Origin of the sequence: Lysobacter spongiicola DSM 21749 (assembly GCF_900167055.1) — a bacterium.
Classification (GTDB): Bacteria; Pseudomonadota; Gammaproteobacteria; order Xanthomonadales; family Xanthomonadaceae; genus Novilysobacter; species Novilysobacter spongiicola.
Map to the genome: position 1 here is coordinate 22,834 of NZ_FUXP01000014.1, position 25,187 is coordinate 48,020.

The window sequence follows — 25,187 nt, forward strand, 5'->3', positions numbered from 1 at the left end:
GCATCACCCCACATCAAGAACCCGGCCGGAGCCGGGTTCATCGAATGTTCTCCGTACGCCCTGCACCCCCGGCGGGGGCCCAGCGTTACTTGTCCTGCAAGGCCTCGGTCACCGGCGGCGCCCCTTCGACCGGAGCCGCGGCACCCTTGGCAACGCGGACCCCGCGTGCCTTCATCCAGGCATCGAACTCGTCGGCGCTCATGCGCTTGCCGTTCTGTTCCATGTTGAAACGCCACGGCGTGTTGTCGTGCTCGGTCTTCGGCGCATACGTGGCCGCATCAACGATGGCGGGTTCGGCCGCCGCAGGCGCCGCCTCGGTTGCGAATGCCGCAGGAGCCAACAGCGCCGACAACAGCGGAACCGCAAAAAAGTACTTCCCCATGACTCACCTCCCCTAATGACGGATGAATTGTAGGTGACGAAAAGGGCCTGTGGGTGACGCAAAGGGTGAGCGGCGCCACATTCCTTGAAAGACGGAGCGCCGCGCTGAACCCGGTCAGTCACCTTCCGCCGGACTCACCGCCCCGCTGGCAGGAGCCCAGCGACTTCCCCCGCGTCCAGTCGCCGCCATCCTCCTTTCGGCACATCCCCCAGCTGCAGCCCCCCCACCGCGACCCGTACCAGCCGCAAAACGCCCACTCCGTGCGCCTCGAGCAGGCGCCTGATGTGCCGGTTCCGGCCTTCGTCCAGTACCACCTCAAGCCAGCTGTTGCGCTCTCCGGCCCTCAGCAGACGCACCGCCTTCGCGTGCAGATGCCCCCCCCCTGCATCCAGGCCAAGCCGCATCGAGTTCAACAGCTCGGCATCGGGCAGGGTGTCCACCTGCACGTGATAGGTCTTGTCCGGCCCCACGGCGGGGTCGGTGATAGAGGCAGCCCACTCCGGATCGTTGCACAACAGCAGCAACCCCTCGCTGGCCTTGTCCAGCCGGCCCACGGGGGCGAGCCATGGAAGCTCCGCATCCTCCAGGCAGCGGTAGACGGTGTCGCGCCCCTTCTCGTCGCTGACGGTGGTAACCAGCCCCCGCGGCTTGTTGAGCATTACGTAGCAGCGCTCGACCTCGACCGCGCTTCCGTCGAGCTCGAGCCTGTCACGGCCCTGGACGACCGGGTGTTCCGGGTCGAGGACCACGCGGCCATTCAACTTGACGCGCCCCGCCCTCACCCGTTTCGCGGCTTCGGTCCTGGAGCAGATGCCAAGTTTGGAAAGCGTCCGGGCAACGCCGTGGCGACGTGGAGGGGTCATGGCAGGCAGCGTAGAAGAACGGTGCACATGCGGAAGCCCGGCGCAGAGCCGGGCTTCCCTTCATGCAGACGGCCGATCAGTTCTGGATATTCAGTTCAGTGCGGCGGTTCTCCGCCCTGCCTTCCGGGTCGTCCTTGCCATCCGGGGTTTCATTGGGAACCAGCGGACGCGATTCGCCGAACCCGACCGGTCCGATCAGGCGCGACTCGTCGATGCCCTGGGCCACCAGGTAATCGTAGACGACACGCGCCCTGCGCTCGGAGAGCTTCTGGTTGTAACCGGCATCGCCGCGTGAGTCGGTGTGGCCGGCCACTTCGACCGTGAGGGACGGATGCCGGCGCAGGATCTCGGCCGCCTCGTCCAGTACCGACTTGGCGCTGTCGCCGAGGGTGGCGGCATCGTAGGCGAAGGTCACGCCTTCGAGATCGATCGATACCGGCACCGGGCAGCCATCCGGACCGATGGTCTGGCCTGCCTCCGAATCCGGGCACTGGTCGAGGCAATTGATGATGCGATCGCCGTCGTCATCACCGCGGTCCCCCTCGGGGGTCGGACAGTTCTGTGCCAGCGGCACGGCCGGCTGACCCGTGGCCACCCGCACGCCGCGCTGCTTCATCCAGGCGTCGAACTCATCCGCCGACATGCTCTTGCCGTCCTGCTGCATGTTGAAACGCCAGGGCGTGTTGTCATGCTCGGTCTTCGGCACGTACGGTGCTGCGCCCGGTGAACCGGCAACGGGTTCGCCACCCGCCTCGGTCGGTGGCGTCGGCGCAGCCGGGCTGGACGGAGTCGCAGACGTCGCGGGAGCGGGAGCTTGCTCCGGCGTCGCGGGAGACGGCTGCCGCTCCGCCGGTGCCGGCGATTGCTGCGAAGACTGTTCCTGCTGGGATACGGGCGGCTGTATGGCTGGCTGTTCCCACGGTGGCGTCACCGGCTGCGGTTGAACCGCGACGTCACCCGTTCCTGTCGCCTGCGGGGTAGGCGCGGCCGCCTCCTGCGTCGCGCCGGTGGCGGAACAGGCGGACGAAGCAAGCATTACACCGGTGGCGACGGCGATCGATCTCAGCAGGCCCATGGGGTCTCCGGTTGGGGGAAGGTTCCGCAGTATAGGGTGGCCGGCAGGTGGAGCATGAACCGGTTGATCACTCCCAACATGGCCGCAGATCGCAAAAAAAAGCCCGGCCGAAAGGCCGGGCTTTGGACATGCGGGCCGGCCCGAAGGCCGACCGGTGCATGCTCAGTTCTGCACGTTCAACTCGGTGCGGCGGTTGGTCTCGCTGCGGCACTCCGGGTTGGTCTGCGGGGTCGACTCCAGCGGACGGCTCTCGCCGTAACCGTTCGGACCCACCAGGCGGTTGCTGCCGATGCCGTTGCTGGTCAGGTAGTCATACACCGCATTGGCGCGACGCTCCGACAGCGACTGGTTGTAGGCGTCCGAACCGCACAGGTCGGTGTGACCGGCGACCTCGACGTTCAGGTCGGGGTAGCGCTGCAGGATCTGCACCGCCTCGCTCAGGATCGCCACCGCATCCGGACGCAGGGTCGACTTGTCGAAGTCGAAGTTCACGCCCTTCAGGTCGATCGACACCGGCACCGGGCAGCCGTCCGGACCGATGGTCTGGCCAGCCTGCGAGTCCGGGCAACGGTCGTCGCAGTTGTTGACGCCGTCACCGTCGTCATCCAGGTCTGCGCAGTTCGGAGCGGCCGGGGCCGGCGCCGGGGCTACCTCTGCCACCGGCTCCGGACCCAGCGGCACGACCACGCCAACCGAGGCGAGAATGTCTCCGAACCAGTCCTTGTCCGTGGCGGCCACGCTCTGGTCATCGAAATCAGCGCGGTACGCAAGCTCGGTGCGGATGCCTACGCGGCCCACGTCACCCTGCATACCAAAGCCCGCCTTGGCAGCGAAACTGCCGTCTTCGCGCTCGCCCGGGGAATCGGGGCTCGGGAAGGCATCGTACTCTTCCTCCGAGCGCTGGTAACCCAGCCCCATCACTGCATAGGGATTCCAGCTACGGCCTTCGCCCAGGAAGTGGCGACGCAGGTCCAGGGAGATGCCGTATTGACTCCAGTTCAAGTCCGCGTCGGCGTCCATGGAAGGGTTCTGGTAGTTCAGTTCGCCGTCGAGCGACCACTCCGGGCTGATGAAGCGACCCACGCCGAAGGTGGCGAACGGAGCATCCTCCGTCCCCCGGTCACTGGCCTGGAAGTTCATGCCGGTTCCGGCGGCGATGTACCAGCGGTCGTCAAACTCTTGTGCATTGGCAGCCGAAGCGAATGCCAGACCGGCCAGCATCGCGGTGCTCAATAGACGGATCTTCATCTGTGTCACTCCATGTAATGGGGAACGGCAAGCAAAGAGGAACCGACGAGGACCTGTTCGTAGCTCGCCTGTTCACAGCCGAGGATCATACACATTTGTGAATGCCGCCCGACAGCGTCCGCGCGGCAAAAAAAAGAGCCCGGGATCACCCGGGCTCCTTTGTTACTGCCAGAACGATGGATCAGTTCTGCACGTTCAACTCGGTGCGGCGGTTGGTTTCGCTGCGGCACTCCGGGTTGGTCTGCGGGGTCGACTCCAGCGGACGGCTCTCGCCGTAACCGTTCGGACCCACCAGGCGGTTGCTGCCGATGCCGTTGCTGGTCAGGTAGTCGTACACCGCGTTGGCGCGACGCTCCGACAGCGACTGGTTGTAGGCGTCCGAACCGCACAGGTCGGTGTGGCCGGCGACCTCGACATTCAGGTCGGGGTAGCGCTGCAGGATCTGCACCGCCTCACTCAGGATCGCCACCGCATCCGGACGCAGGGTCGACTTGTCGAAGTCGAAGTTCACGCCCTTCAGGTCGATCGAGACCGGTACCGGGCAGCCGTCCGGACCGATGGTCTGGCCAGCCTGCGAGTCCGGGCAGCGGTCGTCGCAATTGTTGACGCCGTCGCCGTCGTCATCCAGGTCCGCGCAGTTCGGAGCAGCCGGGGCCGGGGCCGGGGCGACCGGCGCAACAGGCTCCGGTCCCAGCGGCACGACCACGCCGACCGAGGCGAGGATGTCGCCGAACCAGTCTTCGCCGTCATCACGCGGTTCGCCGTCTTCGAGGTAGGCGCCGATGCTGTCATCGTCCGCATGCGCACGATAGGCGAGTTCGGTACGGACCTTCACGCGGCCGACGTCGCCCTGCACACCAAAGCCGAGCTTGCCGGCGACGCTGCCGTCTTCACGCTCGCTCGGCGCACCGTTGCGCTCGAAACGTGCCGGCAACAGCGGGTTGGAAGGATCGAACTCCTCCTCGGAGCGCTGGTAGCCCAGACCCGCCACGACGTACGGGTTCCAGCTGCGGCCGTCAGCAATGAAATGCCGACGCACGTCGAACGAGATCCCGTACTGGCTCCAGTTCAAGTCATCGTTGCGATTGCTGCTGGGGTTCTGGAAGTTGAGTTCACCATCCACCGACCAGTTCGGGTTGATGAACTTGCCGACGCCAATCGTGCCGAACGGGGCGTCATCCGTACCGCGGTGGTTGTCCTGGAAGTTCATGCCAGCACCGGCGGTGACGTACCAGCGATCATCGAATTCCTGCGCGCTGACCGAACCGGCCAGACTCAGGCCACCCACGAGGGCGGCGCAGAGGAGGTTCTTATTCATATGTATCTCCTTGTTGAAACTGTTGGGGGAAACCGCATCTGCGTGATTCCAAACCGGGTGGACGGCCGCCTGGGGTGGACGCCATCCGCGGCAGGTTAGGTTCGCGCCTGTGAAGAGCCTGTTAACGATGGACTAACAACCGTCGAAAAGTTCCGCACCGCCAATTCTCGCATATCTCGCATTCAGGTTCGGAGCATCTCCATCAGCTCCGTAATCCGAAGAGCCTCCAGCCTCGCCGGATTTGCCGCCAGGTCCATCAAACGGTCGGCATTCCCGGCCGGCAGTCGCATCCGCATGGCCTTCTCGAATTTCGCCATGAGCACCGGGATGCCCTCGTCCCGGCGACGTCGGTGGCCGATCGGATAATCGATCGACACCCTGTCGGTGCTGCTGCCGTCCTTGAAGAACACCTGGACCGAGTTACCGATGAAGCGTTTCTCCGGATCGAAGTAGTCCCTGGTGAACTGCTCGTTCTCCGTGACGGACATCTTTTCCCGAAGCGCGTCGATCCGCGGGTCGGCTGCGACCGCGTCGGAGTAGTCGTCAGCGGTCAGGCGACCGAAGATCAGCGGGACGGCTACCATGTACTGGATGCAGTGGTCTCTGTCCGCGTAGTTGTGGAGCGGCCCGGTCTTGTCGATGATCCGCGCGCCCGCCTCCTGGGTCTGGATCTCGATGCGCTCGATGTCGTCGATGCGATCGCGCACTTGCTGGTGCAACTGCATCGCGCACTCCACCGCCGTCTGCGCGTGGAACTCGGCGGGAAAGCTGATCTTGAACAGCACGTTCTCCATCACGTAACTGCCGAACGGCCGCTCGAATTCGAAACGCTTGCCGTTGAAGGCGATGTCGTAGAAGCCCCATGTCGGCACGGTCAGCGCACTGGGATAGCCGACCACGCCCTTGACCGCGTTCAAGGCGTGGGTAACGGCGCGACGACAGGCGTCACCGGCCGCCCAGCTCTTCCGCGGTCCGGTGTTGGGGGCATGCCGGTAGGTCCGCAGGGCGCCGTTGTCGATCCAGCTGTGGGAAACGGCGGTCCAGATCGCCTCCCGATCGCCCCCCAGCATGTGCGTGGCCACGGCCGTGGACGCCAGCCGGACCAGGATCACGTGGTCGAGGCCGACCCTGTTGAATGAGTTCCTCAGCGCATAACAGCCCTGGATCTCGTGCGCCTTGATCGCATGGCCAAGCACGTCCTTCACGGTGAGCGCCTTGCCACCCGCTGCCTCGGCCTTGCGCCCGAGATAGTCGGCGAGCCCGAGAATCGCGCCGAGGTTGTCCGACGGATGGCCCCACTCCGCGGCCAGCCAGGTGTCGTTGAAGTCCAGCCAGCGGACCTGCACGCCGATGTTGTAGGCCGCCTGCACCGGATCCAGCTCATGGGAAGTGAAGGGCACGCGCGCGCCACCTTCCATGTCCGCGCCAGGTACCAGCGGCCCCAGGTGCTTGACGCACGCCTCGTGGTCCATGGCCAGGGCCGCGCACGCCAGCGAGTCCAGCAGCATGTAGCGCGCGGTGTCGTAGGCTTCCTTCGAATCAATGGTGTAGCCCGCGACGTAGTCGGCGATGTCGACCATCGGCTGGTCGGGGTCGGGGCGCGCCGTGGAGCGGATGTCGTGCTGGCCCATCGGTGATCCTCCAGGTGGCAGGACCGCCATTGTGGGCCCGGGCCCCTCCCGCGCCCTTGACCTGCCCTACACCGCGGGCAGTACCCGCACCGCCCCTTCCATCAGCACGCGTGCGCTGCGGCTCATCACCGCGCTGGTGACGGTCCATCGTCCGTCGACCTGCACCGCCCGCGCGCCGACGCGCAGGGTTCCAGAGGGATGCCCGAAGCGCACTGCATCGCGATCGCCGCCACCGGCGGCCGCGTGCACCAGCGTGCCCGGGATCGAGGCGGCGGTCCCGATCGCCACCGCGGCGGTCCCCATCATCGCGTGGTGCAGCTTGCCCATCGACAGCGCGCGCACCAGCAGGTCGATGTCGCTGGCGGCGATGCGCTTGCCACTGGACGAGGTGTAATCGGCAGGCGGAGCGACGAAGGCGACCTTGGGCGTGTGCTGGCGGGAGGCAGCCTGCTCGATGCGCTCGATCAGCCCCATGCGCACGGCGCCGTGTGCACGGATCGCTTCGAACCTCGCCAGCGCCTGCGGGTCGCCGTTGATCGCGTCCTGCAGCTCGGTACCGGTGTAGCCGAGATCGGCGGCGTCGAGGAAGATCGTGGGAATGCCGGCATTGATCATGGTCGCCCTGAGCGACCCCACCCCGGGGACCTCGAGCTCATCCACCAGCTGCCCGGTCGGGAACATCGCGCCACCGCCCTCGCCCTCGTCGGAGGGATCAACGAACTCCAGCTGGATCTCGGCCGCCGGGAAGGTCACGCCGTCGAGCTCGAAGTCGCCCGTCTCCTGGACCTGCCCGTCAGTCATCGGCACGTGCGCGATGATGGTCTTTCCGATGTTGGCCTGCCATATGCGGATGATCGCGGTGCCGTCGCGTGGCACCCGATCCGGGTCGACCAGCCCTGCATCGATCGCGAATGGCCCGACAGCGGCGCTCAGGTTGCCGCAATTGCCACTCCAGTCCACGAACGGCTGGTCGATGGACACCTGCCCGTAGAGATAGTCGACATCGTGGTCGGGCTTGCTCGACTTCGAGACGATGACGCACTTGCTGGTGCTCGAGGTCGCACCGCCCATGCCGTCGGTGTGCTTGCCATACGGATCGGGCGAGCCGATGACGCGCATCAACAGACTGTCACGCGCGGCGCCGGGCACCTGGCTGGCCTCCGGCAGGTCCTGGAGGCGGAAGAAGACGCCCTTGCTGGTCCCGCCCCGCATGTAGGTGGCGGGAATGCGGAGTTGCGGAGGATGTGGCATGTCGGATTACCTGGCGCTATCGGTGCAGTGATGGGTTGGCGCGGGCGTGGATGCGCCTACGCCACCTCCGCGGCTTCGAAGAAATCGTTGGCGAAGCGCTGCAGCACGCCGCCGGCTTCGTAGATCGACACTTCCTCCGCGGTGTCGAGGCGGCAGGTCACCGGCACCTCCATCCGCTCGCCGTCGCGGCGGTGGATCACCAGCGTCAACGCCGCGCGCGGGGTCGGGGTCCCAACCACGTCATAGGTTTCGGTGCCATCGATCCGCAGCGTGTTGCGGTCGGTGCCGGGCAGGAACTCCAGCGGCAGCACGCCCATGCCGATCAGGTTGGTGCGGTGGATGCGCTCGAAGCCCTCGGCGACGATCGCCTCCACGCCGGCCAGTCGCACGCCCTTGGCCGCCCAGTCGCGTGAGCTGCCCTGGCCGTAGTCGGCACCGGCGATGATGATCAAGGGCTGGCGGCGCTGCATGTAGGTCTCGATCGCCTCCCACATGCGTACCACCTCGCCTTCCGGCTCCAGCCGTGCGAGCGATCCCTGCCTCACCTCGCCGTGCTCGTCGCGCACCATCTCGTTGAGCAGCTTCGGATTGGCGAAGGTGGCGCGCTGGGCGGTGAGGTGGTCGCCGCGGTGGGTGGCGTAGGAATTGAAGTCCTCTTCGGGCACGCCCATCTTCGCCAGGTATTCGCCGGCGGCGCTGGAACGCATGATCGCGTTCGATGGCGAGAGGTGGTCGGTGGTGATGTTGTCCCCCAGCACGGCCAGCGCGCGCATGCCGCTCAATGCCCGCTCGCCTGCCAGCGCGCCTTCCCAGTAGGGCGGGCAGCGGATGTAGGTGCTTTGGGGCCGCCAGTCGTACAGCGGGCTGATCTTCTCGCCGTGCTCGACGACGAACTTGAACATCGGCTCGTAGACCTGGCGGAACTGCTCCGGCTTGACGCTGGTGGCGACGATCCGGTCGATCTCCTCGTCCGAAGGCCACAGGTCCTTGAGCGTGACCGGATTGCCTTCGGCGTCGTTCCCCAGCACGTCCTTCTCGATGTCGAAGCGCACGGTGCCGGCGATCGCATAGGCGACCACCAGCGGCGGCGAGGCGAGGAAGGCCTGCTTGGCGTAGGGGTGGATGCGGCCGTCGAAGTTGCGGTTGCCCGACAGCACTGCCGTGGCGTAAAGGTCGCGCTCGATGACCTCTTTCTGGATGGCCGGATCCAGCGCGCCGCTCATGCCGTTGCAGGTGGTGCATGCGAAACCGACGATGCCAAAACCCAGTTGCTCGAGCTCCGGCAACAGGCCCGCATCCTCCAGGTACAGCTGCACGGTCTTGGAGCCGGGGGCGAGCGAGGTCTTGACCCACGGCTTGCGGGTGAGGCCGCGTGCGTTCGCATTGCGCGCCAGCAGGCCCGCGGCGATCACGTTGCGCGGATTGCTGGTGTTGGTGCAACTGGTGATCGCGGCGATGATCACCGCGCCATCCGGCATCAGGCCTTCGGCCTCCTGCGCCCGCGCCGCTTCGAGGTTGCCTGCGATGCCACGCTCGGCCAGAGCGGACGTCGGAAGGCGACGATGTGGGTTGGACGGGCCGGCCATGTTGCGGGTGACGGTCGAGAGGTCGAATGACAGGCTGCGCTCGTACCGTGCATCCGCGAGGGCGTCGGCCCACAGCCCGGTGTGCTTCGCATAGGTCTCGACCAGCTTGACCTGTGCTTCGTCGCGACCGGTCAGGCGCAGGTAATCGATGGTGTTGTCGTCGATGAAGAACATCGCCGCGGTGGCGCCGTACTCGGGTGCCATGTTGGAGATGGTCGCGCGATCGCCCAGGGTGAGCGCGGACGCACCCTCGCCGCGGAATTCGAGATAGGCACCCACGACCTTCGACTGGCGCAGGAACTCGGTCAGCGCCAGCACCACGTCGGTGGCGGTAATGCCCGGCCCTGGCCGTCCAAGAAGCTCGACACCCACGATCTCCGGCAGGCGCATCCACGATGCCCGGCCCAGCATCACGCTCTCGGCCTCCAGGCCGCCGACGCCCACGGCGATCACGCCCAAGGCATCAACGTGCGGCGTGTGGCTGTCGGTACCCACGCAGGTATCGGGAAACGCCACGCCGTCGATTGCGTGCACCACGGGCGACATCTTCTCCAGGTTGATCTGGTGCATGATCCCGTTGCCCGGCGGGATCACGTCCACGTTGCGGAACGCCTTCTTGGTCCACTCGATGAAGTGGAACCGGTCTTCGTTGCGGCGGTCCTCGATGGCGCGGTTCTTCCCGAACGCATCGGGATCGAATCCACCGCACTCGACCGCCAGCGAGTGGTCCACGATCAACTGCGTCGGCACCACCGGGTTCACCTGGGCCGGATCGCCGCCACGCTGGGCGATGGCGTCGCGCAGGCCGGCCAGGTCGACCAGCGCGGTCTGCCCGAGGATGTCGTGGCACACCACACGGGCCGGGAACCAGGGGAAATCAAGGTCGCGGCGGCGCTCGACCAGTTGGGTCAGGTAGTCGGCCAACCGGTCCGGATCCGCCCGCCGCACCAGGTTCTCCGCATGCACGCGCGAGGTGTAGGGCAGCGTGTCGTAGGCGCCGGGCCTGATCGCCTCGACTGCGGCGCGGGTGTCGAAATGGTCTAGCGTGGTGCCCGGCAGCGGCTTGCGGAAGGCGGTATTCATGCGGATGGCGGGTCTCTTGCGAAAGGGAGCGGCGCGAGCGCGGGGCGCGGTGCCACCATCAGGGGAGGCACCGGAGACCAGGAGGCCTGGGGCCGCGGAAGCGCGGGAACCGTCATTATCGCATCCACGACAAGCGGTTACGATCGCCCTGCCGGGTCCGGCGTATGCTGGCCCGACTGCTCACCACGGGAGGAATGGAGATGAACCACCTGGTCTCTTCAAGCGCCGCGGTCGCCCTGCTGCTCACCCTGGCCACCCACGCCTGGTTCACCGGTGCGCAGGCGCAGGTCCCGTCAAAGCCTGCAGCCGATATCCAGGAATGGCAGGTCCCATGGCCGGATACGCGGCCGCGTGACCCCTACCTCGCACCGGACGGCCGGATCTGGTTCGTCGGCCAGGTCGGCAACTACCTTGGCGTATTTGATCCGGATACCGGGAGCTTCGAGCGCCACGACCTGCCCGCCGGCACCAAGCCCCATACGGTGGTGGTCGACCAGGAGGGCTTCCCGTGGATCGCCGGGAACGGCAACGGCACCATCCTCAGGTTCGACCCCGGCACTGGCGACTACACCACCCATGAGGTGCCCGAGGTCGCCGGAATCGAGAAGCGGGACCCGCATACCTTCAGCTTCGACGGTAGCGGCGGCATCTGGTTCACCATGCAGCGCGGCAACGCGATCGGCCGGGTCGACATGGACAGCGGTGAAATGCGGGTCGTCCCGGTGCCGACCAGCGGCGCGCTGCCCTACGGGATCCTCTCGACCGAAAGTGGGGGCGCCTGGGCCGTGTTGCTGGGGACCAACAGGATCGCCTCCGTCGATCCGGGCACCCTCGAGGTCACCGAGATCGAACTGCCGCGCGAGCAGGCACGCCCGCGCCGGATCGGCCTGACCGGCGACGGCCGGGTCTGGTACGGGGATTTCACCCAGGGCTACATCGGTGCCTACGATCCTGCCGATGGTACGTTCGAGGAATGGAAAACGCCGTCGGACCGGTCGGGTCCTTATGCGATGGCCACCGACGACCAGGGACGGGTCTGGTTCGTGGAAACCGGCCCGCAGCCCAACCTGTTGCAGGGCTTCGATCCCTCGACAGGTGAGTTCCTCCCTGCCACGCCGATCCCCAGCGGCGGCATGACCGTCCGGCACATGGTGTTCGATCCGGCGAGCAACAGCCTCTGGTTCGGCACCGATACCAACCGACTCGGCCGGGCCGTGCTGCCGGAGTAGCCTTCAACCAGCGCCGCCTCGCCCCGGCGGCCTTCCACACCGACCGCCGGTTGTGCCGGCACGCGGATCGCGGCATCTTGGGCGCTCCATACGCGAGCGTATTTACGAATGTCGGCCATCGCCCCGGACGCAGTCGCGCCCCATCCCCTCTACCCGAACCTGTTCGCGCCCCTCGACCTGGGCTTCTGCACGTTGCCGAACCGGGTGCTGATGGGCTCGATGCACACCGGACTGGAGGATCGCGCACGCGATTTCCCGAAGCTGGCGGCCTACTTCGCCGAGCGCGCAGCAGGCGGCGTGGGGCTGATCGTGACGGGTGGCTTCTCGCCGAACATCACCGGCTGGCTGAAGCCGTTTGGCGGCACGCTGACCTGGCCATGGGAAGTCGCACGCCACCGGCAGGTCACCCGCGCGGTCCACGACAACGGCGGGAAGATCTGCCTGCAGATCCTGCATGCCGGCCGCTATGGCTACCACCCGCTCCAGGTCGCGCCCAGCAGAATCAAGGCACCGATCAACCCGTTCACCCCTCGCGCCCTTTCAAGCCACGGCATCGAACGGCAGATCGCCGCATTCGTCCGTAGCGCGCGGCTGGCCCGCGAAGCCGGCTACGACGGCGTCGAGGTCATGGGCTCGGAGGGCTACCTGCTCAACCAGTTCACCGCGCCACGCACCAACCGCCGCGACGACCCCTGGGGCGGGGACGCCGCGCGGCGGATGCGGTTCGCGGTCGAGATCGTGCGGCGCATCCGCGAGGCTTGCGGGCCAGACTTCATCCTGGTGTACCGGCTTTCGATGATCGACCTCGTTGATGAGGGCCTGGCGTGGGACGAGGTGGTCGCGCAGGCCCGGGCGGTGGAGGCTGCCGGTGCCACGCTGGTGAACACCGGCATCGGCTGGCACGAGGCGCGCGTACCCACCATTTCCACCTCGGTGCCGCGCGGTGCGTTCAGTGGCATCACCGCCCGCCTCAAGCCCAAGATCTCGATCCCGCTGGTCACCACCAACCGGATCAACATGCCCGACGTCGCCGAGCGCATCCTCGCCGCCGGGGAGGCGGACATGGTGTCCATGGCACGGCCGCTGCTGGCCGATCCGAACTGGGTCACCAAGGCCCACGCCCGCCGCAGCGATGAGATCAACACCTGCATCGCCTGCAACCAGGCCTGTCTGGACCACGTGTTCCAGAACCGTACCGCCAGTTGCCTGGTCAACCCGCGGGCTTGCGCGGAAACCGAGCTCAACTACCTCCCGACCAGCACCCCCCGCAGGATCGCCGTGGTCGGGGCCGGCCCCGCCGGACTCGCATGCGCGACGATCGCGGCCGGACGCGGGCACCGCGTGACTCTGTTCGATGCCGCCTCGGAGATCGGCGGGCAGTTCAACCTCGCCAAGCGCATCCCGGGCAAGGAGGAGTTCCACGAGACCCTGCGCTACTTCGCGCGGCAGATCGAGCTGACCAGGGTGGAGCTGCGCCTGGGGAAGCGGGTACAGGCCAGCGAACTTGCGGGTTTCGACCGGGTCGTGGTGGCGACCGGCGTGGTGCCCAGGGCGGTCGACTTCCCGGGCGCCGAGCACCCGCGCGTGGTCGGCTACCTGGATGTCCTGCGCGGGGATGTGGAAGTCGGCGCTGAAGTGGCCATTGTGGGAGCCGGTGGTATCGGATTCGACGTGGCCGAGTTCCTCTCCGAGCACGGCCCCTCCTCCACCCTGGACCCGGCGCGATGGCGCGCGGAGTGGGGGGTGGACCTGGAGTACACCGGCAATCGCGGAGGGCTGGTAGCGCGACGGCCGGAGCCTCCAGCTCGCAAGATCTGGCTCCTGCAGCGCAGCGCCGGCAGGCCGGGTACCCGCCTGGGTAAAACCACCGGCTGGATCCATCGCGCGACGCTGAAAGCCCGCGGGGTCGAGATGCTGGGGGGCGTGCAGTACCTGGGCTTTGATGAAACGGGGCTGCGCATCGCCCGGGAGGGTACGGAGGAGCTTCTGCCGGTGGACCACGTCGTCATTTGCGCGGGGCAGGAGCCGTTGCGGGCCCTGGGCGACGAGCTCCAGGCCCTCGGGCGCGAGGTGGACGTGATCGGCGGGGCCGACGTGGCCGCGGAACTTGATGCGAAGCGCGCAATCGCCCAGGGATGCGCTCTGGCGGCATCGCTCTAGGCGCAAATCGCCCTCTTGACGGCGACGCCAGCACCCGGCGTTCACCCGAAACTGAACAGGGTCAGGAGCCAAAAAAGGCGTACTGACGGGTCGAACAAGCCCGATGGGGCGCGGATTTTCGTGCCCGGCATCACATTCGACTCACTTTCCAGGCCCGACTGTCAACCGCGCTCATTCACCTGCCATTTATATAACTGCGGCTACCTTGCGCCAACTTTCCAGCCGCCACCCGCGGCAACCCACGCCGGCCACGCCTATCGCGTCAGCCGGCGAAGGGGCAAAGCGAGCCAAAGAGCCGCCGCCCTCCCCAGTACGCCATGCCGGTTGATGCCGGGTCGACTTCCTTCCACAGGAGGTGGCCCAGTGCGCCGGCGCAACGGAGCAAGGAGTCGAAATGAAACTCGCCTGGATCCTGTGGCTGGCTTCTGTACTGCCACCGCAAACCGCCGATTCGCTGTGCCTCAGCACAACGCTGTACCTCGAGGCCCGCAACCAGTCCACGCAGGGACAGCAGGCCGTCGCCGAGGTGGCCCTGCGTCGCCGCGACAGCGGCCTGTGGGGTGACAGCGTGTGCGAGGTCGTCACTGCCCGCAAACAGTTCGCGCCGACCCTGGTCTCGCCCAACACCCGCCTGAGCAATACCGAGGCGTGGGCGGAGTCGGTCACCATCGCGATGGAAGCGCAGCGCAACTGGGCGCTGCCTCCGGGCGAGCGCACGGAGATTGTTCCCGGCGCCAGCCACTTTGCGGCGCTGTCGATTGCCAGCCCCAGCTGGCGGAATGCCTACCAGGTGGCCACCATTGGCGACCACACGTTCCTGAAGGTCCAGAACCTCAAGCCGCGCGAATCCTGATTGCGCGGCCGGAACGAAAAAGCCCGCCAGCTGGCGGGCTTTTTCTTTTTCAGGACTGGCCGCTGTCGTCGCCTCCCAGCTTCCTGGACAGCCGGTTGTAGGTGAACGATGCCGACCAGGTGAGCATCAGCAGGCCGGCGATCGACTCCAGCGCCACCAGGAGCCGAATAGGGCCCGTCGGCATCAGGTCCCCTGCCATGCCGAGGGTGCTGTAGTTGATCGCGGAGAGATAAAACGCATCGGTCAGCGTCGCCGTCGCACCCTGCTCTCCGATCCATCCGCCCAGCGGCAACAGGGGGATGCCCCAGAAGCCGACCCCGTAGAGCAGGATGTGCACGATATGCAGGCTGAGCACCAATAGCACCGACAACACCAGACTGCGGCGGCGGGGCTTCCCGTTGCCGAAACAGAGGCGGTCGATCCACTGCAGTCCCTCGTGGTGGATCAGGACCGTGGCCGTCACCGTCACCAGGCCGACCACGGCCACCACCAGCAAGCCGAGCCAGCCGTCCTGCATGCTCAGCGGTCCCCTATCCCGACGTAATCGCGATCTTCCGGCCCGGTGTAGTTGGCACTGGGGCGGATGATCTTGCCGTCCTCACGCTGCTCGATGACGTGCGCGCTCCACCCGGTGGTGCGCGCGATCACGAACAGCGGGGTGAACATCGGCGTCGGGATGCCCATCATGTGGTAGGCCGAGGCGCTGTACCAGTCCAGGTTCGGGAACATCTTCTTGGTGTCCATCATCAGGTTCTCGATGCGCTCGGACACGTCGAACAGGACCTGGTTTCCACCTTCGGCGCACAGCTTGCGGCTGATCTCCTTGATGATGGGGTTGCGCGGATCGCCCACGGTGTACACCGGGTGGCCGAAGCCAATCACGATCTCCTTGCGCTCCATCCGGGCGCGGATGTCGGCCTCGGCCTCGTCGGCGGTCGAGTAGCGGCTGATGATGTCCATCGCCACTTCGTTGGCCCCGCCGTGCTTGGGTCCCCGGAGCGCGCCAATGGCCCCGGTGAGGCAGGAGAACATGTCCGAGCCGGTACCGGCGATGACGCGCGCGGTGAAGGTCGATGCGTTGAACTCGTGCTCGGCATACAGCACCAGCGACTTGTCCAGGGACTCGACATGCAGTTCGCTCGGTGGCTCGCCATGAAGCAGATGCAGGAAGTGCCCGGCGACGGTGTCGTCATCGGTTTCGACATCGATGCGGCGCCCGTTGCGGGTGAAGTGCCACCAGTACAGCAGCATCGAGCCGAAGCTGGCGATGAGCCGGTCGGCGATGTCCCGCGCCTCGGCGGCCGGATGGCCCTCGCGTTCGGGCAGTACCGTGCCGAGCACCGAGCACCCGGTGCGCATCACGTCCATCGGATGGGCATTGGCGGGCACCAGCTCCAGCGCCTCGGTGACGATGGCCGGCAGGCCGCGCAATCGGCGAAGCTTCGTGCGGTAGGCGTCCAGCTGCGACCGGGTCGGCAATGCGCCATGCACGAGCAGGTGGGCGACCTCTTCGAACGAGGACCGGGTCGCCAGGTCCTTGATGTCGTAACCGCGGTAGTGCAGGTCGTTGCCACTGCGACCCACGGTGCACAGGGCGGTGTTGCCGGCCGCGGTGCCCGAAAGGGCGACCGACTTCTTCGGCTTGGGCAGCGCGTTGTTCTCGCTCATTTGCAGCTCCTTGGTCTTCGTTACTTGTCGCCGGCGAACAGGGCGTCGAGCTTGTCCTCGTAGGCGTGGTAGCCGAGGAAGTCATAAAGCTCCGCCCGCGTCTGCAGGGTGTCGATGATGTTCTTCTGGGTGCCCTCGCGGCGCACCGTCTCGTAGAAGTGCAACGCGGCCTTGTTCATGGCGCGGTAGGCGCCACAGCAATACAAGGCGATGTCCACGCCTGCCTCGCGCAGCTCGTCGGTGGTGAAGAAAGGCGTGGAGCCGAACTCCGTCAGGTTCGCCAGGATCGGCACCTTCACCGCCTGCTTGAAGCGCCGGTAATCGTCCAGCGACTTCATCGCTTCCGGGAAGATCATGTCTGCGCCGGCCTCCACATAGGCCTGCGCACGCTCGATCGCCGAATCGACGCCTTCCACGGCCGCGGCATCGGTGCGCGCCATCAGCACGAAGCCCTCGTCGGTCCGTGCATCCACTGCCGCCTTCACCCGATCGACCATTTCACCCTTGGACACCACCTCCTTGCCCGGACGGTGGCCGCAACGCTTCTGGCCCACCTGGTCCTCCATGTGCACGGCGGCGACGCCCACCCGCTCGAACGAGCGGACGGTGCGGGCGATGTTGAACGCCCCGCCCCAGCCGGTGTCGATGTCGACCAGCAGCGGCATGCCCGTGGCATCGACGATGCGACGCGCGTCAGTGAGCACGTCTTCCATCGTGCTGATGCCCAGGTCGGGCATGCCCAGGGAGTTGGCGGCCACGCCGCCACCGGACAGGTACAGCGCCTTGTAGCCGACGCGCCTGGCCATCAGTCCGGCATAGGCGGTAATGGCGCCCATCACCTGCAGTGGGGATTCTTCGGCTACGGCGGCGCGGAATCGCGCCCCGGCGGAATGTTGCGAAGCCATGGTGTCTCCGGTCACGCGATACGAAGCCACCATTCTAGCCGAGCTGCCGTCGCGGCCTCCTCCTGCAGCACCGCCCGGGCCGATGCTGGGATAGCATCTGCCGGCAAAGGAGCAGTACATGACGGACCACCGCCCCACCTACCTGCCTATCCAGGCGCTGCGTGCCGGCGCCGCGTTGCTGGTGGTGCTGTTCCACCTGAGGATCGTTGAGGCAAGGTTCGGCTCCGGGGAGCCGTTGCTGCCCGGAGCGATGCGCTTCGCCGATGCCGGCGTCGACATCTTCTTTGTGATCTCCGGTTTCGTGATGGCGACGGTGGCATCTGGCCGCTACCGCTCCGTCCCCAATGCCGGACGGTTCCTGGCGCGTCGTGCGTGGCGGGTGCTCCCGCCGTACTGGATCTACACCTCGCTGGTCGTGGTACTGATGCTGGTCGCACCCGGCATCGCCAACTCCTCGTACCAGGACCAGAGCATCCTGGCGTCCTACCTGCTCTGGCCACAGCACCAGTTGCCGGTACTCACGGTGGGCTGGACGCTGATCCACGAGATGTACTTCTATCTCGTGATGGCCGGTGCCCTCGCCTTCCTGCAGGAGCGGCACATGCCCCTCTTCCTGTTGGCCTGGGCTCTGGCGGTGCTGGTGGCCCATGCCGCTCTCGGGGCGCGGCCACCCTGGCTCGCCTTGGCGTCCAACCCGATGACCCTGGAGTTCATCGCCGGCGCCTTCGTCGGCCTGTACTGGCGACGGATGCCGGAGCGCACCGCTGGCACCTGTGCCGTACTCGGGGCCGTCGCGCTGGTCGCCGCGATAGTCGTCCTCGACCGCCGGGTCGACGCCGACGTGCTGCCCCCTAGCCTGCGAACGCTGGTGTTCGGCCCCGCCGCTGCGCTGGTCGTACTCGGGCTGCTCGCGGCGCGACGCCGTCCCGAGGGCGCGATGGGCCGCTGGCTGACGCTTCTTGGCGACAGCTCGTACTCCCTGTACCTGTCGCACGTGTTCGTGGTGTCCGCCGCTGGCCGGCTCTGGCAGGTGAGCGGGTTCAACCAGAGCGGATGGCAGCACCTGGTCTTCATCGTGGTGACGGTGATCGCGTGCGTGGCGGCCGGAATTTCGTCGTGGCGATGGGTGGAGCGACCGTTGCTGGGATTGCCGCGGTCATTGCGGCAGTGGCCGCTTCCTGCCCGCATGGCCCCAACCAAACCCGGCGACGAACACGCTAACGGCGCGATTCCGTGACCAGATAGAGATCAACGTACTGCGGTTCATGGTGGCGCAGTTCGCCTGCTCCACATTGGGAGGCAGCCGACACGTTCGTTCGCTGCGAGGCAATCGAACGCGGCATCCACGTCTGTTCGATTGAAGATCCCAATTTAGCCGGGCAGTAGCGCCCCACCTGTTCTACTGAGAGCTTTCCTTCCCTCTTCATTTGGAGCAGATTCCTGCTCCAGTCCTTCCGCTTGGGCTCATCAAGGAAAGGACCGTGACCCAACACCAGATAGGGAGGTATCAGATCCCTGGCTTCGGGCTGGAAAAACCTACCCTTGCGATCAGCCCCCTCCGCCAGCGCACCGGAGAGGCGTTCCTCGCCACCGGGCAGGACCGGCACCAACAAGGCGCGACAACGGCCAAGATCGGCGTTCCAGCCACTTGCCACGTCATACAGGGGAACACCCGGAAATCGCCGGGCGGCGTCACGGCGGGCGAGGAGGAAGGCTTCCTTCGCGCCGGCGGCATAGATCAGCCCACGGTCTGCCCACATTGAGTAGGGAGCGCTCAACAACCAGACTGAAAGCACGGCTGCGGCAATCGGCCCCACCCACCGGAAACGGGCTGCCCCGGCGAAAGCGATGTGTCGCACCAGGTCCGCGGCGAGAATGGCGGCCGGGATGATGGCCGGTGCGTAATAGCGCTCCTGCATGACCGCTGGCCGGTACTCGGTCAGCGAGACGGACCCGAGGGTGAAAGCCAGCAGCGGCCACGACCAGCCAAACACCACGACCAGCCAGCCCAGCGCGCCCGTATGCGGCAGGCGGCCCGAATGCCAAGCCCGGGCCAGGTGCAGCGAGGACAAGCCTGCAAGCAGGAACAAGCCTTTGGTGACCGGACTGAGGATCGCGCGAAGGGTGCCGAGGCGGGCGATCGGGTCCAGCCCCTGTGCCTGCGTGTAGGCCTGCATGTCGTGGGGCGTAGACAGGCTCAGGAGACTGGAATACCAGTGGCCTGCCGTCAGCCGGAAGACCGCCGCCTCGACCACCAACACAGCGGCGAACCCCAAAAGAAGCGCCGTGATGACCGGGAGGATCCGGGAAGCACCCCGCCGCCACGACGCCAGCGCTATTACCACGACCGGCACCACCAGCAGAACCAGCCCGCTCTCCTTTATGGTCAACGAGGTCGCCATGGCGCCACCAACCCCCGCCGCCAGAAGAAGCTCCCTGCGCCACCCTGCCCCCACCTCCACGGCCTCCAGCCAGAGGACGAGTAGCAGCAATGCCAGCACGATGAAGAATGTTCCGGCAATATCCGGGAGCATCGCCCCCGCATACAGGAACAGCACTGGCTGCGCCGCGGCCAGCAGCATCGCCAGCGCCGCGCCGGCGCGCGGCAAGAGGCGCCTGGCGAGGAGATAGCCGGAACAGCCGGTACCCACGAAGAACAACAGATACGGGGCCGCCAACAGGTCGGCTTTCCAGCCGAAGGCGTGGAAGAGCGCCGCCGGCAGCAGGAACATCACCCTTCTTTCGGCAAGTGACGCCGTCGAGATCGGTTCGCCCACAGCGAGTCGGATCGCCCCGAGCATGTATCGGGTGTCGTCACTGCAGTAGAGGCCGGTGAAGTAGTAACCACCGACCAGCAAGAACACCATTCCAACGGCAGCCAGAAGCCAACCGTCCTGCACGAAACGCTTTGACATCGCCATCCCTGACAAAGAAGCCGCGCGCGCGACCTGACCCGGCGGTGCCGCGATGGGCACCGCCCGCTCTACGGCTCAGCCCAGCAGGTGGGCCACGCCGGCGCGCTCTTCCTCGAGCTCGGCCAGGGTCTTGTCCATCGCCTTGCGGCTGAACTCGTCGATCTCCAAGCCTTGCACGCGGGTGTACTCGCCGTTCTCGGTGGTGACCGGCACACCGTAGATGATGCCTTCGGGAATGCCATAGCTGCCGTCAGACGGCACGCCCATGGTCACCCACTCGCCGTTGCTGCCCAGCACCCAGTCGCGGATGTGGTCGATCGCGGCGTTGGCAGCGGAAGCCGCCGAGGACAGACCCCGGGCTTCGATGATGGCCGCACCGCGCTTGCCAACCTTCGGGATGAACTCGTTGGCGTTCCAGTCGGCGTCGTTGACCTTGTCCTTCAGGGACTGTCCGTCCACGGTGGCGAAGCGGAAGTCCGGATACATGGTCGGGCTGTGGTTGCCCCACACCACCAGCTTCTTGATATCGCCGACCTTGACGTCCGCCTTGTTGGCCAGCTGGCTCAGCGCACGGTTGTGGTCCAGGCGCAGCATCGCGGTGAAGTTCTTCGCCGGCAGGTCAGGGGCGGACTTCATCGCGATGTAGGCATTGGTGTTGGCCGGGTTGCCGACCACCAGCACCTTGACGTCGCGGCTGGCGACCTTATTCAGCGCCGCGCCCTGCGCGGTGAAGATCTTCGCGTTCTCAAGCAGCAGGTCCTTGCGCTCCATGCCCGGGCCACGCGGACGGGCGCCCACCAGCAGGGCGATGTCCGCGTCCTTGAACGCCACTTCGGCATCGTCGGTGCCGACCATGCCGGCCAGCAACGGGAATGCGCAATCCTCCAGCTCCATCATCACGCCCTTGAGCGCGGCCTGGGCCTTCTCCATCGGCAACTCGAGCATCTGCAGGATGACCGGCTGGTCCTTGCCGAGCATTTCGCCCGAAGCGATGCGGAACAGCAGGGAGTAGCCGATCTGGCCGGCAGCGCCGGTGACGGCAACGCGGACTGGGGTCTTCATGGGGGAGCCTCCGGGCTTTTCGATGGAGCTGTCCACGGCGAGCGCCATGGACGGCTGTTTCAGTAGGGATCAGACCAGTTCGGCAAAGAACTCGCGGAACCGGTCCATGCCTGGCGCCAGTTGCGGCGTCGGGCAGGTGTAGCTGATGCGCAGTGCGCGCGGCTCGCCGAATGCCGAGCCGGGTACGCAGGCGACACCCTTCGTCTCGAGCAATGCACTGCAGAAATCGACGTCGTTATCGATCTTCAGCCCGCTGGGGCCATGGGTCTTGCCGAAAGCCGAGCTGATGTCGGGGAACACGTAGAACGCACCCTGCGGACGGGGGCAGACGATGCCGGGGATCGAATCCATCACCTCCATCACCTGGTCGCGCTTGGCCTGGAACTCTGCGCATTTCGCGTCGGGTACGTCCTGCGGGCCCGACAGCGCCGCGACCGCGGCGGCGTTCACCACCTCCGGCAGGCTGGTGATGTGGTTGGAATTCATCGTCACCACGGCCTGGGCGACCACTTCCGGACCGGCCAGGAAACCCACCCGCCAGCCGGGCATGCCATAGGTCTTGGACAGGGAGTCGACAAAGATCACCCGGTCCTTCAGTTCCGGACGGGCATGCAGGAAGTTGTGGTAGCCGACGTCGTCGAACACCATCCGGTTGTAGATGTCGTCGGTGATGATCCAGGTATCGGGGTGCCTGGCGATGACATCCGCCAGCGCAGCGATCTCCTGCTTGTCGTAGACCATGCCCGTCGGGTTGGACGGGTTGTTGAACAGGAACACCCGTGGCTTTTTCGCCAGTGCGGCATCGAGCTGCACGGGGGTGAGCTTGTAGTCCTGCTCCGGTGGGCACGGCAGCAGCTCGACCCGCGCATTGACGATCTCCGCGATGTCCAGGTAGCTGGTCCAGTACGGTGTCGGGAAGGCGATGACGTCGCCCTCGTCGAGCAGTGCCTCGGCCAGGTTGTAGAGCACGTGCTTGGCGCCGACCCCGGTCGAGAGGTTCGCACGCGTATAGCCGGTCAGGCCGATCTTTTCGATGTGCTGGAGGAAGGCATCCAGCATCGGTTCGGCACCGCGGTTGCTGCCGTACTGTCCGCTGTCATCGGCCAGCGACCGGCGCGCGGCCTCGTAGACGTGCTCGCCCGGAAGGAAGTTGGGCACGCCGATCGAGAAGCTGATGATGTCGCGGCCTTCGGACTTCAGGCGCTTGGCCTTCTCGGCAATCTGCATGATCGCGCTGGGCTTGGCGCGACCGATGCGCCGGGCGAGCTGGGGCATCGTGGTGACCTCGGTGGAGATGCATTGGGGACAGCCGGGACGCCATGCGACCCGGCCGGATGGTTCGGAAAATAGTACCACGTGAAACTAATTCGGCCGCGGCTCCGCGGCCCTCTGTAGGAGCGGCTTCAGCCGCGATCGGCAAGCGTCACGCGGAACCAGCCAAGGATCGCGGCTGAAGCCGCTCCTACAGGAACGCGGGGGGTACTACGCCTTGGCGTCGAGGGTCTTGTTCCAGTCGGCGACCCGGTCGGCCCTGGCCGCAAGGGCAGCGTCGACATCGCCTTCCAGCTTGACCGACTTGATCTTGTCGCCCTGCTTGATGCTGTCGACCACGTCCATGCCCTCGGTCACCTTGCCGAACACCGTGTGCTTGCCGTCCAGCCACGGGCACGGGACGTGGGTGATGAAGAACTGGCTGCCATTGGTGCCGGGGCCGGCATTAGCCATCGAGAGCACGCCACGCTCGTGGCTGAGGCCGTTGCCGGTCTCGTCCTCGAAACGGTAGCCGGGGCCGCCGGTGCCGCTGCCCTGCGGGCACCCGCCCTGGACCATGAAGTCATTGATCACGCGGTGGAAGTTCAGGCCGTCATAGAAGCCGCGCCGGGCGAGGTTGGCGAAATTGGCGACGGTCAGCGGCGCCTTTTCAGGCTCGAGCTGTACTTGGATCGGGCCGCGCTCGGTATCGAAGGTGGCGGTCAGGCTCATGGGAACTCCAGCTGTGGGGGAAAAATGAACACGTAGCGGCCAATTCTATCCCAAGCCTCGTGCGTCGCCGCTCGCCCCCACTCTGCCTATATACTGGTCGACTTCATTTCAGAAAAGCGGCGCCCTCGGCGCCTTTCCCCATGTCCATCGAACGCCTGCGCAATATCGCCATCGTCGCCCACGTCGACCACGGCAAGACCACCCTCGTCGATTGCCTGCTCAAGCAATCCGGAACGTTCAGCGAACGCACGGTCACGACCGAGCGGATGATGGACAGCAACGATCAGGAAAAGGAGCGTGGCATCACGATCCTGTCCAAGAACACCGCCATCAACTGGAATGGCAACCGCATCAACATCGTCGATACCCCGGGACACGCCGACTTCGGTGGCGAGGTCGAGCGGGTGCTGTCGATGGTGGACTCGGTGCTGATCCTGGTCGATGCAATGGATGGGCCGATGCCGCAGACGCGCTTCGTGACCCAGAAGGCGTTCGCGATGGGCTTCAACCCGATCGTGGTCGTCAACAAGATCGATCGCCCCGGCGCACGGCCGGACTGGGTGATCGACCAGGTCTTCGACCTGTTCGACAAGCTCGGTGCGACCAACGAGCAGCTCGACTTCCCGATCGTCTACGCCTCGGCGCTGCACGGCTACGCGAGCCTGGACGACAGCGCACGCGACGGCGACATGACCCCGCTCTACGAGGCGATCATGAAGCACGTGCCGCCGCCGACGGTGGACCCCGAGGGCCCGTTCCAGATGCGCATCAGCCAGCTGGACTACAACAACTTCGTCGGCCTGATTGGCATCGGCCGCATCCAGCGCGGCACGGTGCGCACCAACATGCCGGTGAGCGTGGTGGACCGGCACGGCAAGAAGCGCCAGGCCAAGGTGATGCAGGTGCTGGGGTTCATGGGCCTGGAGCGCGTGGAAGTCGAAGAGGGCAAGGCCGGCGACATCCTCGCTCTGTCAGGCATCGCCGACCTGTCGATCTCCGACACCGTCTGCGCGCTCGACACGCCCGAAGCGCTGCCCGCCCTGACGGTGGACGAGCCCACCATCAGCATGACGTTCCAGGTGAACAACTCGCCGTTCGCGGGGAACAAGGACCGTAGTGGCGGCAAGTTCATCACCAGCCGCCAGATCCGCGAGCGACTGGAGCGCGAAACGCTGCACAACGTCGCACTGAAGGTCGAGGAAGGTTCGGACCCGGACAAGTTCCTGGTCTCCGGCCGCGGCGAGCTGCACCTGTCGGTGCTGATCGAAACGATGCGCCGCGAGGGCTACGAGCTCGCCGTGTCGCGCCCGGAAGTGATCATCAAGGAAATCGACGGCCAGCTGATGGAGCCGATCGAGCAACTGGTGGTCGATGTCGAGGAAGTGCACCAGGGCGGTGTGATGGAGAAGCTTGGCATCCGCAAGGGCCAGCTGAAGAACATGGAGTCCGACGGCAAGGGACGCGTGCGGCTGGATTACATGATCCCGGCGCGCGGCCTGATCGGTTTCCAGAACGAGTTCAAGACGCTGACCCAGGGCAGCGGCCTGCTGTTCCACGTCTTCGACCATTACGGCCCGAAGGAACAGGGCACCATCGCCAAGCGCATCAACGGCGTGATGATCTCCAACGCCGCCGGCACCACCCCCGCCTACTCGCTGGGGCCGCTGGAGGACCGCGGCAAGCTGTTCGCCGCCGAGGGTGACCATGTCTACGAGGGACAGCTGATCGGCCTCCACTCCAAGGACAACGACCTGACGGTCAACGCCATCAAGTCCAAGCCGCTGACCAACATGCGCGCCTCGGGCAAGGACGACGCGATCAAGTTGACCCCGGCCATCAAGCACACGCTTGAGCAGGCGCTGGATTTCATCGAGGACGATGAGCTGGTTGAGGTCACGCCGAAGGAAATCCGCCTGCGCAAGAAGCACCTCACCGAGACCGACCGGAAGCGCGCGAGCCGCGGCGGCTGATCAGT

General features: G+C 66.2%; 19 protein-coding genes and 1 pseudogene. 5 read left to right on the forward strand and 15 right to left on the reverse strand.

Annotated elements, in window-relative coordinates; all coding sequences use genetic code 11:
* Positions 1–85: 85 nt before the first annotated feature.
* The 8 genes and pseudogenes from B5D37_RS12855 to acnD form a co-directional block, all read right to left on the reverse strand.
* Positions 86–382, reverse strand: coding sequence for a hypothetical protein (locus B5D37_RS12855; RefSeq protein WP_143814317.1), 297 nt, complete (start codon positions 380–382; stop codon positions 86–88).
* A 134-nt stretch (positions 383–516) separates the two neighbouring features.
* Complete coding sequence (locus tag B5D37_RS12860; RefSeq protein WP_078759143.1) at positions 517–1,245, reverse strand: pseudouridine synthase; 729 nt, start codon at positions 1,243–1,245, stop codon at positions 517–519.
* Between the two features lie 76 nt (positions 1,246–1,321).
* A pseudogene (locus tag B5D37_RS14960) lies at positions 1,322–1,774 on the reverse strand (OmpA family protein); the annotation flags it as partial.
* Positions 1,775–2,482: 708 nt separating this feature from the next.
* On the reverse strand, positions 2,483–3,568 hold the full coding sequence (locus tag B5D37_RS12870) for an OmpA family protein (RefSeq protein WP_078759145.1): 1,086 nt from the start codon (positions 3,566–3,568) through the stop codon (positions 2,483–2,485).
* Positions 3,569–3,749: 181 nt separating this feature from the next.
* On the reverse strand, positions 3,750–4,886 hold the full coding sequence (locus tag B5D37_RS12875; RefSeq protein WP_078759146.1) for an OmpA family protein: 1,137 nt from the start codon (positions 4,884–4,886) through the stop codon (positions 3,750–3,752).
* Positions 4,887–5,068: 182 nt separating this feature from the next.
* Positions 5,069–6,517, reverse strand: a complete 1,449-nt coding sequence (locus B5D37_RS12880) for a bifunctional 2-methylcitrate dehydratase/aconitate hydratase (RefSeq protein ID WP_078759147.1) — start codon at positions 6,515–6,517, stop codon at positions 5,069–5,071.
* Positions 6,518–6,583: 66 nt separating this feature from the next.
* Positions 6,584–7,768: a 2-methylaconitate cis-trans isomerase PrpF gene (gene prpF, locus B5D37_RS12885; RefSeq protein WP_078759148.1), complete on the reverse strand. Its 1,185-nt coding sequence runs from the start codon at positions 7,766–7,768 to the stop codon at positions 6,584–6,586.
* A 56-nt stretch (positions 7,769–7,824) separates the two neighbouring features.
* Positions 7,825–10,437 (reverse strand): Fe/S-dependent 2-methylisocitrate dehydratase AcnD, encoded by a 2,613-nt coding sequence (acnD, locus tag B5D37_RS12890; RefSeq protein ID WP_078759149.1) that lies wholly within the window; start codon positions 10,435–10,437, stop codon positions 7,825–7,827.
* A 200-nt stretch (positions 10,438–10,637) separates the two neighbouring features.
* Between acnD and B5D37_RS12895 the strand changes: the two genes are divergently transcribed.
* The 3 genes from B5D37_RS12895 to B5D37_RS12905 all read left to right on the forward strand — a co-directional run bounded on the left by B5D37_RS12895 (position 10,638) and on the right by B5D37_RS12905 (position 14,679).
* The gene (locus tag B5D37_RS12895; RefSeq protein ID WP_078759187.1) at positions 10,638–11,666 is read left to right on the forward strand and encodes a Vgb family protein; all 1,029 of its coding nucleotides are present in this window, start codon (positions 10,638–10,640) and stop codon (positions 11,664–11,666) included.
* Positions 11,667–11,774: 108 nt separating this feature from the next.
* Positions 11,775–13,826: an NADPH-dependent 2,4-dienoyl-CoA reductase gene (locus tag B5D37_RS12900; RefSeq protein ID WP_078759150.1), complete on the forward strand. Its 2,052-nt coding sequence runs from the start codon at positions 11,775–11,777 to the stop codon at positions 13,824–13,826.
* Positions 13,827–14,220: 394 nt separating this feature from the next.
* Complete coding sequence (locus B5D37_RS12905; RefSeq protein WP_078759151.1) at positions 14,221–14,679, forward strand: cell wall hydrolase; 459 nt, start codon at positions 14,221–14,223, stop codon at positions 14,677–14,679.
* Positions 14,680–14,728: 49 nt separating this feature from the next.
* Here B5D37_RS12905 and B5D37_RS12910 read toward each other — a convergent pair whose 3' ends face one another.
* The 3 genes from B5D37_RS12910 to prpB are packed head-to-tail and all read right to left on the reverse strand — an operon-like array spanning position 14,729 to position 17,252.
* Positions 14,729–15,196: an ion channel gene (locus tag B5D37_RS12910; protein WP_078759152.1), complete on the reverse strand. Its 468-nt coding sequence runs from the start codon at positions 15,194–15,196 to the stop codon at positions 14,729–14,731.
* 2 nt (positions 15,197–15,198) lie between these two features.
* Positions 15,199–16,347 carry a bifunctional 2-methylcitrate synthase/citrate synthase gene (prpC, locus tag B5D37_RS12915; RefSeq protein WP_078759153.1) on the reverse strand — a complete coding sequence of 383 codons (1,149 nt, stop codon included), beginning with the start codon at positions 16,345–16,347 and terminating at the stop codon, positions 15,199–15,201.
* A 20-nt stretch (positions 16,348–16,367) separates the two neighbouring features.
* On the reverse strand, positions 16,368–17,252 hold the full coding sequence (gene prpB / locus B5D37_RS12920; protein ID WP_078759154.1) for a methylisocitrate lyase: 885 nt from the start codon (positions 17,250–17,252) through the stop codon (positions 16,368–16,370).
* 118 nt (positions 17,253–17,370) lie between these two features.
* Here prpB and B5D37_RS12925 point away from each other — a divergent pair, with 118 nt between their 5' ends.
* Positions 17,371–18,489 carry an acyltransferase family protein gene (locus B5D37_RS12925; RefSeq protein ID WP_078759155.1) on the forward strand — a complete coding sequence of 373 codons (1,119 nt, stop codon included), beginning with the start codon at positions 17,371–17,373 and terminating at the stop codon, positions 18,487–18,489.
* On the opposite strand, the gene B5D37_RS12930 is transcribed toward B5D37_RS12925, so the two are convergent.
* From B5D37_RS12930 to B5D37_RS12945, 4 genes are all read right to left on the reverse strand, one after another.
* The gene (locus tag B5D37_RS12930; protein WP_159447401.1) at positions 18,470–20,167 is read right to left on the reverse strand and encodes a glycosyltransferase family 39 protein; all 1,698 of its coding nucleotides are present in this window, start codon (positions 20,165–20,167) and stop codon (positions 18,470–18,472) included. The two genes, B5D37_RS12925 and B5D37_RS12930, sit on opposite strands and share 20 nt — an antisense overlap.
* Before the next feature lie 75 nt (positions 20,168–20,242).
* A complete protein-coding gene (locus tag B5D37_RS12935) occupies positions 20,243–21,229 on the reverse strand; it encodes a malate dehydrogenase (protein WP_078759188.1) in 987 nt (328 codons plus the stop codon).
* Positions 21,230–21,298: 69 nt separating this feature from the next.
* A complete protein-coding gene (locus B5D37_RS12940) occupies positions 21,299–22,504 on the reverse strand; it encodes a pyridoxal phosphate-dependent aminotransferase (RefSeq protein ID WP_078759157.1) in 1,206 nt (401 codons plus the stop codon).
* 207 nt (positions 22,505–22,711) lie between these two features.
* Complete coding sequence (locus B5D37_RS12945; RefSeq protein WP_078759158.1) at positions 22,712–23,212, reverse strand: peptidylprolyl isomerase; 501 nt, start codon at positions 23,210–23,212, stop codon at positions 22,712–22,714.
* Between the two features lie 140 nt (positions 23,213–23,352).
* Here B5D37_RS12945 and typA point away from each other — a divergent pair, with 140 nt between their 5' ends.
* Positions 23,353–25,182 (forward strand): translational GTPase TypA, encoded by a 1,830-nt coding sequence (typA, locus tag B5D37_RS12950; protein ID WP_078759159.1) that lies wholly within the window; start codon positions 23,353–23,355, stop codon positions 25,180–25,182.
* The last annotated feature ends 5 nt before the right edge of the window (positions 25,183–25,187 follow it).

What these genes read in the sequence shown, in the direction of transcription:
- B5D37_RS12905 (WP_078759151.1), top strand. Translation starts at nt 14,221, where the DNA reads ATGAAACTCGCCTGGATCCTGTGGCTGGCTTCTGTACTGCCACCGCAA.
- prpF (WP_078759148.1), bottom strand. Translation starts at nt 7,768, where the DNA reads ATGCCACATCCTCCGCAACTCCGCATTCCCGCCACCTACATGCGGGGC.
- B5D37_RS12900 (WP_078759150.1), top strand. Translation starts at nt 11,775, where the DNA reads ATGTCGGCCATCGCCCCGGACGCAGTCGCGCCCCATCCCCTCTACCCG.
- B5D37_RS12875 (WP_078759146.1), bottom strand. Translation starts at nt 4,886, where the DNA reads ATGAATAAGAACCTCCTCTGCGCCGCCCTCGTGGGTGGCCTGAGTCTG.
- B5D37_RS12930 (WP_159447401.1), bottom strand. Translation starts at nt 20,167, where the DNA reads ATGTCAAAGCGTTTCGTGCAGGACGGTTGGCTTCTGGCTGCCGTTGGA.
- B5D37_RS12935 (WP_078759188.1), bottom strand. Translation starts at nt 21,229, where the DNA reads ATGAAGACCCCAGTCCGCGTTGCCGTCACCGGCGCTGCCGGCCAGATC.
- B5D37_RS12870 (WP_078759145.1), bottom strand. Translation starts at nt 3,568, where the DNA reads ATGAAGATCCGTCTATTGAGCACCGCGATGCTGGCCGGTCTGGCATTC.
- B5D37_RS12925 (WP_078759155.1), top strand. Translation starts at nt 17,371, where the DNA reads ATGACGGACCACCGCCCCACCTACCTGCCTATCCAGGCGCTGCGTGCC.
- B5D37_RS12910 (WP_078759152.1), bottom strand. Translation starts at nt 15,196, where the DNA reads ATGCAGGACGGCTGGCTCGGCTTGCTGGTGGTGGCCGTGGTCGGCCTG.
- B5D37_RS12860 (WP_078759143.1), bottom strand. Translation starts at nt 1,245, where the DNA reads ATGACCCCTCCACGTCGCCACGGCGTTGCCCGGACGCTTTCCAAACTT.
- B5D37_RS12940 (WP_078759157.1), bottom strand. Translation starts at nt 22,504, where the DNA reads ATGCCCCAGCTCGCCCGGCGCATCGGTCGCGCCAAGCCCAGCGCGATC.
- acnD (WP_078759149.1), bottom strand. Translation starts at nt 10,437, where the DNA reads ATGAATACCGCCTTCCGCAAGCCGCTGCCGGGCACCACGCTAGACCAT.
- B5D37_RS12880 (WP_078759147.1), bottom strand. Translation starts at nt 6,517, where the DNA reads ATGGGCCAGCACGACATCCGCTCCACGGCGCGCCCCGACCCCGACCAG.
- prpC (WP_078759153.1), bottom strand. Translation starts at nt 16,347, where the DNA reads ATGAGCGAGAACAACGCGCTGCCCAAGCCGAAGAAGTCGGTCGCCCTT.
- B5D37_RS12895 (WP_078759187.1), top strand. Translation starts at nt 10,638, where the DNA reads ATGAACCACCTGGTCTCTTCAAGCGCCGCGGTCGCCCTGCTGCTCACC.
- B5D37_RS12855 (WP_143814317.1), bottom strand. Translation starts at nt 382, where the DNA reads ATGGGGAAGTACTTTTTTGCGGTTCCGCTGTTGTCGGCGCTGTTGGCT.
- prpB (WP_078759154.1), bottom strand. Translation starts at nt 17,252, where the DNA reads ATGGCTTCGCAACATTCCGCCGGGGCGCGATTCCGCGCCGCCGTAGCC.
- typA (WP_078759159.1), top strand. Translation starts at nt 23,353, where the DNA reads ATGTCCATCGAACGCCTGCGCAATATCGCCATCGTCGCCCACGTCGAC.
- B5D37_RS12945 (WP_078759158.1), bottom strand. Translation starts at nt 23,212, where the DNA reads ATGAGCCTGACCGCCACCTTCGATACCGAGCGCGGCCCGATCCAAGTA.